General features: G+C 62.6%; 14 protein-coding genes. 12 read left to right on the top strand and 2 right to left on the bottom strand.

Features of this window, described 5'->3' with window-relative positions; genetic code table 11:
* Window positions 1–253: 253 nt before the first annotated feature.
* The 4 genes from purE (at window position 254) to ACW9H9_RS08840 (ending at window position 2,804) form a co-directional block, all read left to right on the top strand.
* Window positions 254–745, top strand: a complete 492-nt coding sequence (gene purE, locus ACW9H9_RS08855; RefSeq protein WP_457342772.1) for a 5-(carboxyamino)imidazole ribonucleotide mutase — start codon at window positions 254–256, stop codon at window positions 743–745.
* Between the two features lie 9 nt (window positions 746–754).
* On the top strand, window positions 755–1,840 hold the full coding sequence (locus ACW9H9_RS08850) for a 5-(carboxyamino)imidazole ribonucleotide synthase (protein WP_457342771.1): 1,086 nt from the start codon (window positions 755–757) through the stop codon (window positions 1,838–1,840).
* Between the two features lie 104 nt (window positions 1,841–1,944).
* Window positions 1,945–2,190: a GlsB/YeaQ/YmgE family stress response membrane protein gene (locus tag ACW9H9_RS08845; RefSeq protein ID WP_457342770.1), complete on the top strand. Its 246-nt coding sequence runs from the start codon at window positions 1,945–1,947 to the stop codon at window positions 2,188–2,190.
* A gap of 77 nt (window positions 2,191–2,267) precedes the next feature.
* Window positions 2,268–2,804, top strand: a complete 537-nt coding sequence (locus tag ACW9H9_RS08840; RefSeq protein WP_457342769.1) for a DUF3299 domain-containing protein — start codon at window positions 2,268–2,270, stop codon at window positions 2,802–2,804.
* 25 nt (window positions 2,805–2,829) lie between these two features.
* On the opposite strand, the gene ACW9H9_RS08835 is transcribed toward ACW9H9_RS08840, so the two are convergent.
* On the bottom strand, window positions 2,830–3,729 hold the full coding sequence (locus tag ACW9H9_RS08835) for a D-hexose-6-phosphate mutarotase (RefSeq protein WP_457342768.1): 900 nt from the start codon (window positions 3,727–3,729) through the stop codon (window positions 2,830–2,832).
* Window positions 3,730–3,753: 24 nt separating this feature from the next.
* Window positions 3,754–4,158: an acyl-CoA thioesterase gene (locus ACW9H9_RS08830; RefSeq protein ID WP_003177184.1), complete on the bottom strand. Its 405-nt coding sequence runs from the start codon at window positions 4,156–4,158 to the stop codon at window positions 3,754–3,756.
* A gap of 406 nt (window positions 4,159–4,564) precedes the next feature.
* On the opposite strand from ACW9H9_RS08830, the gene ACW9H9_RS08825 reads away from it, so the two are divergent.
* From ACW9H9_RS08825 to ACW9H9_RS08790, 8 genes are all read left to right on the top strand, one after another.
* Window positions 4,565–5,854, top strand: coding sequence for an MFS transporter (locus ACW9H9_RS08825; RefSeq protein WP_457342767.1), 1,290 nt, complete (start codon window positions 4,565–4,567; stop codon window positions 5,852–5,854).
* A 102-nt stretch (window positions 5,855–5,956) separates the two neighbouring features.
* Window positions 5,957–7,246, top strand: coding sequence for an MFS transporter (locus tag ACW9H9_RS08820; protein WP_457342766.1), 1,290 nt, complete (start codon window positions 5,957–5,959; stop codon window positions 7,244–7,246).
* Between the two features lie 261 nt (window positions 7,247–7,507).
* Complete coding sequence (locus ACW9H9_RS08815) at window positions 7,508–8,494, top strand: phosphate ABC transporter substrate-binding protein PstS (protein ID WP_457342765.1); 987 nt, start codon at window positions 7,508–7,510, stop codon at window positions 8,492–8,494.
* 177 nt (window positions 8,495–8,671) lie between these two features.
* Window positions 8,672–10,957: an ABC transporter permease subunit gene (locus tag ACW9H9_RS08810; protein ID WP_457342764.1), complete on the top strand. Its 2,286-nt coding sequence runs from the start codon at window positions 8,672–8,674 to the stop codon at window positions 10,955–10,957.
* Window positions 10,958–10,973: 16 nt separating this feature from the next.
* On the top strand, window positions 10,974–12,644 hold the full coding sequence (gene pstA, locus ACW9H9_RS08805) for a phosphate ABC transporter permease PstA (RefSeq protein WP_457342763.1): 1,671 nt from the start codon (window positions 10,974–10,976) through the stop codon (window positions 12,642–12,644).
* Between the two features lie 100 nt (window positions 12,645–12,744).
* The gene (gene pstB / locus ACW9H9_RS08800; protein WP_457342762.1) at window positions 12,745–13,578 is read left to right on the top strand and encodes a phosphate ABC transporter ATP-binding protein PstB; all 834 of its coding nucleotides are present in this window, start codon (window positions 12,745–12,747) and stop codon (window positions 13,576–13,578) included.
* A gap of 111 nt (window positions 13,579–13,689) precedes the next feature.
* Entirely contained in the window at window positions 13,690–14,451 is a 762-nt protein-coding gene (gene phoU / locus ACW9H9_RS08795) for a phosphate signaling complex protein PhoU (RefSeq protein ID WP_457342761.1), read from the top strand.
* A 136-nt stretch (window positions 14,452–14,587) separates the two neighbouring features.
* Entirely contained in the window at window positions 14,588–15,505 is a 918-nt protein-coding gene (locus ACW9H9_RS08790; RefSeq protein WP_457342760.1) for a response regulator, read from the top strand.
* Window positions 15,506–15,543 lie beyond the last annotated feature (38 nt).

The following is a 15,543-nucleotide window of genomic DNA, read 5'->3' as shown; positions in this document are numbered from 1 at the left end:
CATCGTCGCGGTGCTGATGTTTCGTGCCTCGGGAGGGCTCGTCAGGTTGACTTGAAAGTCAGTAAATTGGCCGCTTTCAGGCATAAGACAGATGGTCATTCGAGGGGCTGTTTATCTGCGTTATTACGGTATACTGCGCGGCCTTCGGCCGGCTCAACCGGCCATTATTCGTACACCAAGCCACGCCGGATTTCCCGCGTGGCTTGTTGTTTTTTGACGCGCCTGCGGGCGCCCAGAGAGAAGAGGCACGACGATGAGTGCATTGGTTGGCGTGATCATGGGCTCCAAGTCCGATTGGTCCACCCTTAGCCACACCGCCGATATGCTGGAAAAACTCGGCATTCCCTTTGAAGTGAAGGTGGTTTCTGCCCACCGCACCCCGGACTTGCTGTTCCAGTATGCCGATGAGGCTGAATCCCGTGGCATCGAGGTGATCATCGCCGGTGCCGGTGGTGCGGCCCACTTGCCGGGCATGTGCGCCGCCAAGACCCACCTGCCGGTGCTGGGCGTGCCGGTGCAATCGTCGATGCTCTCGGGCGTGGACTCGCTGCTGTCCATCGTGCAGATGCCGGCCGGTATTCCGGTGGCCACGCTGGCTATCGGCAAGGCGGGGGCGATCAACGCCGCGCTGTTGTCCGCCAGCATCCTGGGGGCCAAGCACCCGCAGTTCCACGCGGCCCTGAAGAAATTTCGCGCCGAGCAGACGGACAACGTGCTGGACAATCCAGACCCACGCATCGCCTGAGGTTGATTGATGAAAATCGGTGTAATCGGTGGCGGCCAACTGGGCCGCATGCTGGCCCTGGCGGGAACGCCGCTGGGGATGAACTTCGCGTTCCTGGATCCGGCGCCGGACGCTTGCGCGGCCGCCCTGGGTGAACACTTGCGCGCCGATTACGGCGACCAGGACCACCTGCGCCAACTGGCCGATGAAGTGGACCTGGTGACCTTCGAGTTCGAGAGCGTCCCGGCCGAAACCGTGGCCTTTCTCTCGCAGTTCGTGCCGGTGTACCCCAGCGCCGAAGCCCTGCGCATCGCTCGCGACCGTTGGTTCGAAAAGAGCATGTTCAAGGACCTGGGCATTCCGACCCCGGCTTTCGCCGACATCCAGTCCCAGGCCGACCTGGACGCTGCGGTGGCCAGCATCGGCCTGCCTGCCGTGCTGAAAACCCGCACCCTGGGGTACGACGGCAAGGGCCAAAAGGTGTTGCGCACCGCCGCCGATGTGGTCGGCACCTTTGCCGAGCTGGGCAGCGTGGCTTGCCTGCTGGAAGGCTTCGTGCCGTTCACCGGCGAAGTCTCGCTGATTGCCGTGCGCGCCCGTGATGGCGAAACGCGCTTCTACCCGTTGGTGCACAACACCCACGAGAGCGGCATTCTCAAGCTGTCGGTGGCCAGCGCCGACCACCCGTTGCAGGCCTTGGCCGAAGACTATTCCAGCCGCGTGCTCAAGCAACTCGATTACGTGGGCGTGATGGCGTTCGAGTTCTTTGAAGTGGACGGTGGCCTCAAGGCCAACGAAATCGCCCCGCGCGTGCACAACTCCGGGCACTGGACCACCGAAGGCGCCGAGTGCAGCCAGTTCGAAAACCACCTGCGGGCGGTTGCGGGCTTGCCGCTGGGTTCCACGGCCAAGGTCGGCGAGAGCGCCATGCTCAACTTCATCGGCACCGTGCCTGCGGTCGAAAAAGTCATCGCCATCGACGACTGCCACCTGCACCACTACGGCAAGGCGTTCAAGGTGGGGCGCAAGGTGGGTCATGCCAATTTGCGCAGCCACGACCGTGCGACGCTGGACGCGCAGATCCTCAAGGTTCAAGCGCTGATCGCCGAGCAATAACCCAAGGCGCGGCGGGAACCATTGGTATCCGCCACCCTCTGATTGCAGGAAGCAAAAGCCTGACTAGGCTTTGAGCGACTTCACTTCATTTTGAGGGCACTGCCATGGGCATTATCGGAACCATCTTTATCGGCTTTATCGTCGGCCTGCTGGCGCGCTTCCTGAAACCGGGCGATGACAGCATGGGCTTTATCATGACTGTGCTGCTGGGTATCGCAGGTTCCCTCGTGGCCACTTACGGTGGCCAGGCGCTGGGCATTTACCAGGCAGGCCAGGGGGCCGGGTTCCTTGGCGCGTTGATCGGCGCCATTGTGTTGCTGGTGCTCTACGGCGTGCTGAAAAAGAAATGATTTAGCACGCAAGCCCTCTGCGCGGCGCAGGCGCGGAGGGCTAGAATACGGCACTGTTTTTCCTGCCGAGCCCCCTCATGCGCCGTCTCCTGTTGACTCTCCTTTTGCTGGGCTCAAGCCTGGCCCATGCTGGCGAACTGCCGGAAACCGACTGGCTGGACCTGATGCCCGAATCAGACCAGAAAGCCCTCGAAGCCATGCCGGAAATCGACCACAACTCCCCGGAAGCCCAAGGCACCTTTACCGCCAAGGGGGGCTTGAAGCAAAGCAAGGGCTTGCCAGCGGTGATGTATTCGACCAAGACCGTGGCGGCCATGAACGGCAAGAACATTCGTATTGGCGGCTACCCGGTGCCGCTGGAAACCGACGCCAAGGGCCGCAGCACGCTGTTCTTTCTAGTGCCGTACCCGGGCGCGTGCATTCATGTGCCGCCGCCGCCGCCCAATCAACTGGTGCTGGTGCGTTACCCAAAGGGCCTCAAGCTCGATGACATCTACACACCGCTGTGGGTAAGCGGCACGTTGAAGGTGGAGAAGGTCAACAACGACCTGGCCGATGCGGCGTATGCGCTCGATGCGGGCAAAGTGCGGGTGGTGAAAGAGTCGGACCTCTAAGGGCCCGGCTCTCGCAGGCGCCGGCCTACAGCGCGATGGCGGCCAGGCTCACGCCCAGGGTGTGGCGCGCGCCGGGCTCGAGGCTGACCACGTCATCCAGTACGTTCGCGGTTTCGATGCACAGCATCCCCTGCCAGCCGTCATCGGCCATGTCGTTGAACGCCTTGGCACGCTCGGTCCAGGGGTTCCAGATGATGGTCGAGCGCGAGCCGGTGCTGGTGAGCTGGATGCGGCGCTGCCAGGCCTTATCGACAATGCTCAACTGCGCCGGGGTGTCGGGGTAAATGCGGTCGGTTTCGCCGGTAAAGTGCAGCAGGCCGCTTTGGGTCTTGGTTTTCCAGGCGTCGGCGGTGTCGATGTACGCCAGCCCGTCCACACCCTCGACCTGCACGTTGCGCACATCGCTCACGGCGAAGTAGGTGTGCAGCGCCTGGCTGAGCGTCACCGTTTCGTGGCCGCGGTTGTGGCTGGTGAGGCGAATGTGCAGTTGATCGTCCAGCAGCAGGCTGAGCGTGAGGTCCACCTGATGGGGCCACTCGGGGTAGCCGCCTTCGGGCGCTGTCAGCACCAAATCGACGCGCAGGGCCGCGCCTTCGTTTTCGACCGCGGCCAGGGTCCAGTCCGCCGTGCGCACAAAACCGTGGGCGCCTGCCGGTTCGTCAGCCTGGCGCATGGCTGTCACGCTTTGCGGGTTGCGGTCAAACACGCCAAACCATGGCCAGCACACCGGTACGCCGGTGCGGATGCCCTTGCCTTTTTTGAACACCACCGCGTCGTTGGGCCAGATCAGCGGCTGCTCGCCCTCACGCTGGTAACTGACGATGTGCGCGCCTTGCTGCGCCACCACCAGCTCGGCGCCGGCATGACGGATGCGCCAGGCGCTCAGTTCACCCAGCTGGAGGGTTTCAACGGTGTGTTCGGACATGGGCAGGCTCTCAGGGGGCTTGGGTTAACGGGCGCGTGGCGGAACCGAGCGGGTACGGCCGCTGCCGTCGATGGCGACAAACACGAACACCGCTTCGGTGACCTTGCGCCATTCGCTGGACAGCGGGTCGTCGCTCCATACCTCGACCATCATCTGGATCGAGCTGCGGCCGATTTCCAGCGCCTGGGTATAAAAGGACAACTGCGCGCCCACGGCCACCGGGACCAGGAAGGCCATGCGGTCGATCGCCACGGTCGCCACGCGGCCACCGGCCACTTTGCTGGCCATGGCGGTGCCGGCGAGGTCCATCTGGGACACCAGCCAACCGCCGAAAATATCGCCAAACCCGTTGGTTTCCCGTGGGAGGGCGGTGATTTGCAAGGCAAGGTCGCCCTGCGGGATAGGATCTTCTTGTTCGAGTTCGATCATGCTGGTGCCTCTGACCCGTGACGCTTGATGGGTGTTTGAAGTGGATAGCCGTCTTTGTGGAAAAACGTTTCAGCACCAACACGCGAAGCGAGCTACGTTTCTCGTCTGGCGTACTCAGGGGAAACGCGGCGAAATCGGCGGGGTGACCCCCAGCGACGCTTTGGCACAGTAGCCCCTCAAGCATGCGGGTTTGGCGCTTGCAGTGGCCGAGTATATCGGGCCGCTGGCGTCACGACGACCTCGCAGGCGCTTATTTGCTCGACAATCGCCGCTGTAATGCGGTTTTTTCAAGGAACTGTTCCTGCGCCGATTCCACTCAGTATTAAATTGACTACAGATTGCGGGAATATTTCCTACGCATCGGCTGTTTACTGAGTCAGTACCGCCTCTTCAGAGATTTCCCGCCATGTCTTCCGTGCCTGCAAGCACCGCGCAACCCGTGCGCCCGTTGACCCGCAACGACTATAAAACCCTGTCGCTGTCTGCCCTGGGCAGCGCGCTGGAGTTCTATGACTTCATCATCTTCGTGTTTTTTGCGGCGGTGGTGGGCAAGCTGTTTTTCCCCCCGGACATGCCCGAGTGGATGCGCCTGATCCAGACCTTCGGGATTTTCGCGGCCGGTTACCTGATCCGCCCACTGGGCGGCATCGTGATGGCGCACTTTGGCGACCTGCTGGGCCGCAAGAAGATGTTTACCCTGAGCATCTTCCTGATGGCGTTGCCCACCCTGGCCATCGGTCTGCTGCCGACGTATGCCCAGGTAGGCCTGCTGGCGCCGGTGCTGTTGCTGTTGATGCGCATCATCCAGGGCGCCGCCATTGGCGGTGAAGTGCCGGGTTCGTGGGTGTTTGTCGCCGAGCACGTGCCGGCCAAGCGCATCGGGTATGCCGTGGGTGTGCTGACCGTGGGCCTGAACCTGGGGATTTTGCTCGGCTCGCTGGTCGCGACCAGCATGAACAGCCTCTACACCCCGGAGCAGATGGCGGATTACGCCTGGCGCATTCCGTTCCTGCTGGGCGGGGTGTTTGGCCTGTTGTCGGTGTACCTGCGCCGCTGGCTGCACGAAACCCCGGTGTTTGCCGAACTGCAACAACGCAAGGCGCTGGCCGCCGAAGTGCCGTTGCGCGCAGTGCTGCGTGAACATCGCGAGTCGATCGTGCTGTCGGTGCTGCTGACCTGGCTGCTGTCGGCCGGCGTGGTGGTGGTGATCTTGATGACGCCCGCGCTGTTGCAGGGGGTGTATCACTTCCCGGCCAAGGTCGCGCTGCAGGCCAATATCCTGGCCATCCTGGCCCTGAGTGTGGGTGTGGTGGTCGCTGGCTGGCTGTCGGACCGCATCGGCGCGGGCCGGGTGCTGGTGTTTGGTTGCGCGGGCCTGCTGGTGTTGTGCTGGGCGTTGTACGCGAGCCTGGCGGCCCATCCGGACTGGTTGTTCCCGTTGTATACCCTCACGGGGCTGTTCGTGGGCACCGTGGCCACCGCGCCGTATGTCATGGTCAAAGGGTTCCCGGCGGCGGTGCGGTTCAGCGGGCTGTCATTTTCCTACAACCTGGCGTACGCGGTGCTGGGTGGCTTGAGCCCGGTGTTCGTTTCGCTGTTGCTCAAGGAAAGCCCGATGGGGCCGGCTTACTATGTGGCGCTGGTGAGCGCGGTGGGCATGCTGGTGGGCGCCTACCTGTGGAAACGCGGGCGTTAAGCGACGCTGTGCTTTTGCAGGCGATTTGTTATCGTGCCCAACCGACCCCGGCACTTGCCGGGGTTATGCGTCTGCCGCCCCGATAACAAGAGAAGCCTTGCCATGTCCTCCGTGCCCGCAAGCAGCGCGCCCACGTCGCGCCCGCTGACCCGCAACGACTACAAAACCCTGTCGCTGTCTGCCCTGGGCGGCGCGCTGGAGTTCTACGACTTCATCATCTTTGTGTTTTTCGCCACCGTGGTCGGAAAACTGTTCTTCCCCCTGGACATGCCCGACTGGCTGCGCATGTTGCAGACCTTTGGCATCTTTGCCGCCGGTTACCTGGCGCGGCCGCTGGGCGGGATTGTGATGGCGCACTTCGGCGACCTGCTGGGGCGCAAGAAGATGTTCACGTTGAGCATCTTCATGATGGCCGTGCCGACGCTGATCATGGGCCTGTTGCCCACGTATGCGCAGATCGGCCTGTGGGCGCCGATCCTGTTGCTGCTGATGCGGGTGATCCAGGGCGCGGCGATTGGCGGCGAAGTGCCGGGCGCGTGGGTGTTTGTGTCTGAACACGTGCCGCCCCGGCACATCGGCTACGCCTGCGGCACCCTCACCAGCGGGCTGACGGCCGGGATTCTGTTGGGTTCGCTGGTGGCCACGGCCATCAACACGCTCTACAGCCCCGAGCAGGTGGTGGATTACGCCTGGCGCATCCCGTTCCTGCTGGGCGGTGTATTCGGCCTGCTGTCGGTGTACCTGCGCCGCTGGTTGCACGAAACCCCGATTTTCGCCGAGATGCAGCAACGCAAGGCGCTGGCCGCCGAACTGCCGCTGCGCGCCGTGGTGCGTGACCACCGCGGCGCCATCGTGCTGTCGATGTTGCTGACCTGGTTGCTGTCGGCCGGTATCGTCGTCGTCATCCTGATGACCCCGACCCTGTTGCAGACCGTCTACCACTTCAGCCCGACCGCATCGCTACAGGCCAACAGCCTGGCCATCGTCACCCTGAGCCTGGGCTGCATCGCCTCCGGCGCCCTGGCCGACCGCTTCGGCGCCGGCCGCGTACTGATCGCGGGCTGCGCGCTGTTGCTGGCCACTTCGTGGACGCTCTACCACAGCCTGGCGGCGCACCCCGACTGGCTGTTCCCGCTCTACACCCTGACCGGCCTGTTCGTGGGCACCGTAGGCGTGGTGCCCTACGTGATGGTCAAGGCATTCCCCGCCGTGGTGCGGTTCAGCGGCCTGTCGTTTTCCTACAACGTGGCCTACGCGATCTTTGGCGGCCTGACGCCGCTGGTGGTGTCGCTGCTGATGAAGGAAAGCGCCATGGGCCCGGCGTATTACGTGGCGGTGCTGTGCGTGATGGGGATGTTGGTGGGTGGGTATTTGTGGAAGAAAGGGCGGTAGGTTTCTGGTGGGTTCCCGTGCTTTGCGCGGGAATCCACACCACGATGTTTATATAACGGTTACAGAGTATTTCTGAAATAGCGCAACACCCATCGCTCATATCCCGCGCAAGTCCCGTATTCCGGGACATTTCCTGTCGTTTCCGTGCTTTCTCCCAATAGTGGCCTTTCATCTAATTGTCACATTACGGACATAGAGTGTTCACACGGCCTACTGATACTTGGCCCCGATCCCACTACCCCTATCTGCTAGGAGCAAGGCATGAAACTGAAGCGTTTGATGGCGGCAATGACGTTTGTCGCCGCTGGCGTTGCGACTGCCCACGCGGTGGCCGCTGGTGTTGACCCGGCGATTGCGGCTTACACCAAGACCACGGGTGTATCGGGCAACCTGTCCAGCGTCGGTTCTGACACCCTGGCTAACCTGATGACCCTGTGGGCCGAGTCCTATAAAAAGGAATACCCGAACGTCAACATCCAGATCCAGGCTGCAGGCTCCGCCACTGCGCCCCCTGCGTTGACTGAAGGCACCTCCAACCTGGGCCCGATGAGCCGCAAGATGAAGGACACCGAACTGGCGGCCTTCGAGCAGAAGTACGGCTACAAGCCAACCGCTATCCCGGTGGCCGTGGATGCGCTGGCCGTGTTTGTGCACAAGGACAACCCGATCCAGCACCTGACCATGGAACAAGTCGACGCGATCTTCTCCTCGACTCGCCTGTGCGGCGCCAAGGCCGACGTGAAAACCTGGGGCGACCTGGGTGTGACCGGCGACCTGGCCAACAAGCCGGTGCAGCTGTTCGGTCGTAACTCGGTATCGGGCACCTACGGCTACTTCAAAGAAGAAGCCCTGTGCAAAGGCGACTACAAGGCCAACGTGAACGAGCAACCGGGTTCGGCGTCGGTGGTTCAGTCCATCAGTTCCTCGCTGAACGGCATCGGTTACTCGGGCATCGGTTACAAGACCGCCAGCGTGAAGACCGTGGCCCTGGCCAAGAAAGGCAGCACTGACTTCATCGAAGACAGTGAAGAAAACGCCCTGAACGGCAAATACCCGCTGTCGCGCTTCCTGTACGTGTACGTCAACAAGGCCCCGAACAAGCCTCTGGCCCCGCTGGAAGCCGAGTTCGTGAAACTGGTCCTGTCCAAACAGGGTCAGGAAGTGGTCGTCAAAGACGGTTACATCCCGCTGCCAGCCAAAGTCGCCGCCAAGGCACTGGCTGACCTGGGCCTGAAAGAAGGCAACTAAGCCTTCTGCGACGCCGCTGTGAACCTGGACATTGTTCAGGTTCATGGCCAGGGCGGGGTCCACAGACCCGGACCTCGCCTCCAATTTTCCGAATCCGCTGCGCTCCCCGCACGCGGTGGATTTCGTGCGTCACTGCACTGTCATCTTTCTGTCATACAGGACCGCTAGGGTGTGCGCATGAATGATTTGGCCAATTCCACCATGACGACGACTTCTCCCCCCAAGCGCATTGATTTCAATACGCCAGAGCTGCAACGCAAGCGCCGCATTCGTGCGCTCAAGGACCGCCTGACCCGCTGGTACGTGCTGGTCGGCGGCCTCGCCGTTCTCGGCGCCATCACCCTGATTTTCTTCTTTCTCGCCTACGTGGTCGCACCGCTGTTCCACGGCGCGAGCCTGACCCGCGACGAGGCGCTCACGCCCGCCTGGATCCAGGACGCGGGCAAGCCGCTGTTGATCTCGATGGAAGAACAGAACCAGGTCGCCATGCGGCTCTCCGACAAGGGCCAGGCGTTGTTCTTTAATGTGGACAGCGGGGCCGAGCTCAAGCGTATCGACCTGCCGGTGCCGGCCGGTGCCAGCGTGGTGTCGATCAGCAAGGACCAACCGGGCAGCCCGCTGGTGATCCTGGGACTGTCCAATGGCCAGGTCCTGGTGTTCCGCCACACCTATAAGGTGTCCTACCCGGACGGCAAGAAAACCATTACGCCGGCCATCGAATACCCCTACGGCGAAACACCTATCGCCCTCGACGAGCAAGGCAGCCCGCTGGAACACGTCGCATTGAACGCCACCGATTCGTCGCTGGTGGTGGCCGGTTCCAGTGGCTCGCATCTGAACGTGCTGGCGATCAGCCGTGAAGAAAACCTGATGACCGACGAGGTCACCACCGAGCAGAAGCGCATCGACTTGCCGCAGATGACCGAGCCGGTCAAAGCCATATTCGTCGACCCGCGCCAGCAGTGGCTGTACGTGGTCAACGGGCGTGCCCAGGCCGATGTGTTCAACCTGCGCGACAAGAGCCTCAATGGCCGCTACAAACTCTCGGAAGACGCCGGTGCCGAAATCACCGCCAGCACCCAGCTGGTGGGCGGTATCTCGCTGATCGTCGGTAACTCCAAGGGCGGCCTGGCCCAGTGGTTCATGGCCCGCGACCCGGACGGCGAGCAGCGTTTCAAACAGATCCGTACCTTCCAGATGGGCACTGCGCCCATCGTTGAGATCACCGCCGAAGAACGGCGCAAAGGCTTCACCGCCCTCGACGCCTCCGGCAAGTTCGGTGTGTTTCACAGCACCGCGCACCGCACCCTGCTGGTCGACCAGGTGGTTGAAGGCAAGGGCCTGTTTGGCCTGTCGCCACGCGCCAACCGTGTGATTGTCGAAGCGGGCGACAAGCTGCAACCGCTGGCGCTGGACAACCCGCACCCGGAAGTGTCCTGGAGCGCGTTGTGGAGCAAGGTCTGGTACGAAAACTACGACGAGCCTAAATACGTCTGGCAATCGACCGCCGCCAACACCGACTTCGAGCCCAAGATGAGCCTGGCGCCGTTGACGTTCGGCACGCTCAAGGCGGCGTTCTACGCCATGTTGTTGGCCGCGCCGCTGGCGGTTGCCGCAGCGATCTACACCGCCTACTTCATGGCCCCGAGCCTGCGCCGCAAGGTCAAGCCGGTGATCGAATTGATGGAGGCCATGCCCACGGTGATCCTGGGCTTCTTCGCCGGCCTGTTCCTGGCGCCGTATGTCGAAGGGCACTTGCCGGGCATCTTCAGCCTGTTGCTGCTGTTGCCGGTGGGCATCCTGGTGGCCGGTTTCGTGTTCAGCCGCCTGCCCGAGTCGCTGCGCCTGCGGGTGCCGGACGGCTGGGAAAGCGCGATCCTGATCCCGGTGATCCTGTTTGTAGGCTGGCTCTCGCTGTACATGAGCCCGTACCTGGAAACCTGGTTCTTTGGCGGCGACATGCGCCTGTGGATTTCCCACGACCTGGGCATCACCTACGACCAGCGCAACGCCCTGGTCGTGGGCCTGGCCATGGGGTTTGCGGTGATCCCCAACATCTATTCCATCGCCGAAGACGCCGTGTTCAGCGTGCCGCGCGGCCTCACCCTGGGCTCGCTGGCCCTGGGCGCCACCGCCTGGCAGACCATGACCCGCGTGGTGATCCTCACCGCCAGCCCGGGGATTTTCTCCGCGCTGATGATCGGCATGGGCCGCGCCGTGGGTGAAACCATGATCGTGCTGATGGCCACCGGCAACACCCCGGTGATGGAGATGAACCTGTTCGAAGGCCTGCGCACGCTGGCGGCGAACGTGGCGGTGGAGATGCCCGAGTCGGAAGTGGGCGGTAGCCACTACCGCGTGCTGTTCCTCTCGGCCCTGGTGCTGCTGCTGTTCACCTTCATCATGAACACCCTCGCGGAGCTGATCCGTCAGCGTCTGCGCAAGAAATACTCGTCGCTTTAAGAAAAGGTAGAAGTCTGTGAAACAGAACTCCCTGAATGGATGGTTCAAGAGCGGCGCCCCGGGTGTCTGGATCAGCGGTGGCGCGGTGTCCATCGCGGTCATCATGACCATTGGCTTGCTGGCCGTGATTGCCGTGCGTGGCCTGGGCCACTTCTGGCCGGCCGACCTGATCCAGGCCAGCTACAACGTGCCGGGCCAGGAAAACCATGTCGTCATCGGCGAAGTGGTGCAAAAAGAAGAAGTGCCCCGCGAGCGCCTGAAAAGTGCCGGCTTGCCGGTGCCGGACCAGGGCCCGGAATTCATGACCCGCGAGCTGATCAAGATCGGCAACCGCGACCTGAACGGCAACGACTTCACCTGGATCGTCGGCGAGTGGCTGACCGGCCAGACCCGGCCTGCCGAGCTGATGACCCTCGAGCGCCGCGAGTGGGGCAACTTCTACGGCACGCTGGTCAACGTCAAGGAAGACGGCAAGGTCGTCGCCGAAGGCGCTGCCGCCTGGCCTGAGCTGCAGGCGCGGATCGACCGCGTCAGCGCACTCGCCAGCCAGCTCAAGACCCTGGAAAAATCCGACATCGGCTCGATCAACGCAGGCCTGGAACGCATCCGCCTGCACGGTCGCAAGCTGGAGCTGGAGGGCAAGCTGGACGCCGCCGCCCAGGCCGACATGGAAGCGGGCCGCGCCGAACTGAACGCCCGTTACAAAGACGTCGAGGCGCGCCTGTCCGAGCTGCACACCCAGGTCAACCGCGACAGCCTCACCGCCCGGGATGGCAACGGTAAAGAAGTCCAGATCGACATCGGCAAGGTGGTGCACGCCTACCAGCCGAACGCGATGGGCTACGCGACCAAGGTCGGTTTCTACTTCAGCAAGGTGTGGGAATTTCTCAGCGACGACCCGCGGGAAGCCAACACCGAAGGCGGGATTTTCCCGGCGATCTTCGGCACCGTGATGATGACCCTGATCATGGCGATGATCGTGACCCCGTTTGGCGTGCTGGCGGCGGTGTACCTGCGTGAATACGCCAAGCAGAACGCGTTGACCCGGGTGATCCGTATCGCGGTGAACAACCTGGCGGGCGTGCCGGCGATCGTCTATGGCGTGTTTGGCCTGGGCTTTTTCGTGTACGTGCTGGGCGGCTCGCTCGACCGGCTGTTCTTCCCCGAAGCCCTGCCGGCCCCGACCTTCGGCACCCCGGGCCTGCTGTGGGCCTCGTTGACCCTGGCGCTGCTGGCGGTGCCGGTGGTGATCGTGGCCACCGAAGAAGGCCTGGCGCGCATCCCGCGCACCGTGCGTGAAGGCTCGCTGGCGCTCGGCGCGACCAAGGCGGAAACGCTGTGGAAGATCGTGCTGCCCATGGCCAGCCCCGCGATGATGACCGGCATGATCCTGGCCGTGGCCCGCGCCGCCGGTGAAGTGGCGCCGCTGATGCTGGTGGGCGTGGTGAAACTGGCGCCCTCGCTGCCGGTGGACGGTAACTACCCGTACCTGCACCTGGACCAGAAGATCATGCACCTGGGCTTTCATATTTATGACGTGGGCTTCCAGAGCCCCAACGTCGAAGCCGCGCGCCCGCTGGTGTACGCCACCGCGTTGTTGCTGGTGCTGGTGATCGCCACGCTCAACCTGTCGGCGGTGTGGATTCGTAACCACCTGCGTGAAAAATACAAGGCGTTGGACAGCTGAAGCCATTAGCTATTAGCCACGAGCGGCACGCTTCACGCCGCTTCTGCCCAAATCTTGCAGCTTGCCGCTAAAGGCGTGCAGCTAAGAACGGAGTAAGACCATGCAACAAGAAACCCACACCCACGGCATCAACATGTCGGCCCTGGGCCGCAACAAGCAGAGCCTGAGCCTGGCCCAGGAAACCGTGGCCATCGAAGTGCCGGACCTGAGCCTGTACTACGGCGAGAAGCAGGCCCTGTACAACGTCAGCATGAACATCCCCAAGCAGCGCGTGACTGCCTTCATCGGCCCGTCGGGTTGCGGCAAGTCGACCTTGTTGCGCACCTTCAACCGCATGAACGACCTGGTGGACGGTTGCCGTGTGGAAGGCGCCATCAACCTCTACGGCAGCAACATCTACCGTAAGGGCGAAGACGTTGCCGAGCTGCGTCGCCGGGTGGGCATGGTGTTCCAGAAGCCCAACCCGTTCCCCAAGACCATCTACGAAAACGTCGTGTACGGCCTGCGTATCCAGGGCATCAACAAAAAGCGCGTGCTCGACGAAGCCGTCGAATGGGCCCTCAAGGGCGCGGCGCTGTGGGACGAGGTCAAGGACCGCCTGCACGACTCGGCGCTGGGCCTGTCCGGCGGCCAGCAACAGCGTCTGGTGATTGCCCGTACCATCGCCGTGGAGCCTGAAGTGCTGCTGCTCGACGAACCGTGCTCGGCGCTCGACCCGATCTCCACCCTGAAAGTGGAAGAGCTGATCTACGAGCTCAAGTCCAAGTTCACCATCGTCATCGTGACCCACAACATGCAACAGGCGGCGCGGGTATCGGACTACACCGCGTTCATGTACATGGGCAAGCTGGTGGAGTTTGGCGACACCGACACCCTGTTCACCAACCCGGCGAAAAAACAGACCGAAGACTACATCACCGGTCGCTATGGCTAGTGGGGGCCGTTGTGAGCCGCGCTTCAAGCGGCCAGTCAGCCCGATTCGAGTAACGACACCTATCAACTTGCAGCTTGTAGCTTGGCGCTTAAAGCTACGCGGAGCACAACCATGATTTCGAAGGAAGGCTTGACCCACCATATCTCCGCGCAGTTCAACGCCGAGCTCGAGGAGGTGCGCAGCCACCTCCTGGCCATGGGCGGGCTGGTGGAAAAACAAGTCAACGACGCGGTCACCGCGCTGATCGAGGCCGACTCGGGCCTGGCCCAGCAAGTGCGCGAGATCGACGACCAGATCAACCAGATGGAACGCAACATCGACGAAGAATGCCTGCGCATTCTGGCCCGCCGTCAGCCGGCGGCGTCCGACCTGCGCTTGATCATCAGCATCTCCAAGTCGGTGATTGACCTGGAGCGCATCGGCGACGAAGCCACCAAGATCGCCCGCCGCGCCATCCAGCTGTGCGAAGAAGGCGAAGCGCCGCGCGGTTATGTGGAAGTGCGCCACATCGGTGACCAGGTGCGCAACATGGTCCGCGATGCGCTGGACGCGTTTGCGCGCTTTGACGCCGAGCTGGCGTTGTCGGTGGCCCAGTACGACAAGATCATCGACCGCGAATACAAGACCGCCCTGCGCGAGTTGGCCACTTACATGATGGAAGACCCGCGCTCGATCTCGCGCGTGTTGAGCATCATCTGGGTGCTGCGTTCGCTGGAGCGCATTGGCGACCACGCGCGCAATATCTCGGAACTGGTGATTTACCTGGTACGCGGCACCGACGTGCGGCACATGGGCCTCAAGCGCATGAAGGCCGAAGTCGAAGGCACTTCCGACCAAACCCCTAATGTTCCGGACGAATCTGACGATAAGTAAGATTGCCCGTGACAATGACGCCCGGCCTTTGGTCGGGCGTTTTCGTTGGTGGGCGTGAAAGTTGATCAGAGAGTTTTGGCAAATTGCCATCAGTGAAGCGTTATGCTTGCCGGGGTTTTTATAGGATGAAGGGTCGATGAGCAAAGTCAGTGTGTTGGTGGTGGATGACGCCTCGTTTATCCGCGATCTGGTGAAGAAGTGCCTGCGTAACTACTTCCTGGGCATCAAGATCGAAGATGCGGTGAACGGCAAAAAAGCCCAGGCCATCCTGATGCGCGAATCGTTCGACATGGTCCTGTGCGACTGGGAAATGCCGGAAATGTCCGGCCTGGAGCTGCTCACCTGGTGCCGCGAACAGCCTCACTTGAAGGCCATGCCGTTCGTGATGGTGACCAGCCGGGGCGACAAGGAAAACGTCGTGCAGGCGATCCAGGCTGGTGTGTCCGGCTACGTCAGCAAGCCGTTCACCAACGAGCAGTTGCTGAACAAGGTCAAGCAGGCCCTGACCAAGATCGGCCGCCTCGACGCCCTGATCGCCAGCGCCCCCACCAAAGCCACCTCGGCATTTGCCAACGACTCGCTCAGCGCCCTGACCGGTGGCAAGCCCGAAGCGGTCAAACCCACGGCGGCGCCCGCACCGGCACCCGCACCTGCGCCAAGCAGGGGCTTGCTCAATAACCCACCGGCACAACCGGCGCCTGCGACCTCGCCTGCCAGCGGGCGTGGCCAGGGCCAGCTGCGTCTGTCCAGCGGCACCCAGCAATGCGTGATCAAGGGCTTGAGCATCAAGGAAGCGCTGCTGGTGGTACGCCGTGGCGACACCTTGCCCCAAGTCCTGGAAAGCGCCGTGCTCGACCTGGAACAAGGCGAAAACGCCGAAGTGGCCCGCCTCAACGGCTACCTGCACGCCATCGCCGCCTATGAGCCAAAACCCGACAGCGACTGGCTGCAACTGACCTTCCGCTTCATCGACCAGGACGCCCAGAAACTCGACTACCTGTCGCGCCTGATCGCCCGGGGCACGGCGCAGAAGCATTTTGTGCCGGGGGCTTGAGGGTTCCTGTCGGCCAGTCGTCTGATTCCAGACGGCTC

Source organism: Pseudomonas sp. SDO5215_S409, from assembly GCF_054071325.1.
Note: the sequence above shows the minus strand (reverse complement) of the source record. Positions and strands in the feature narration are given on the sequence as shown.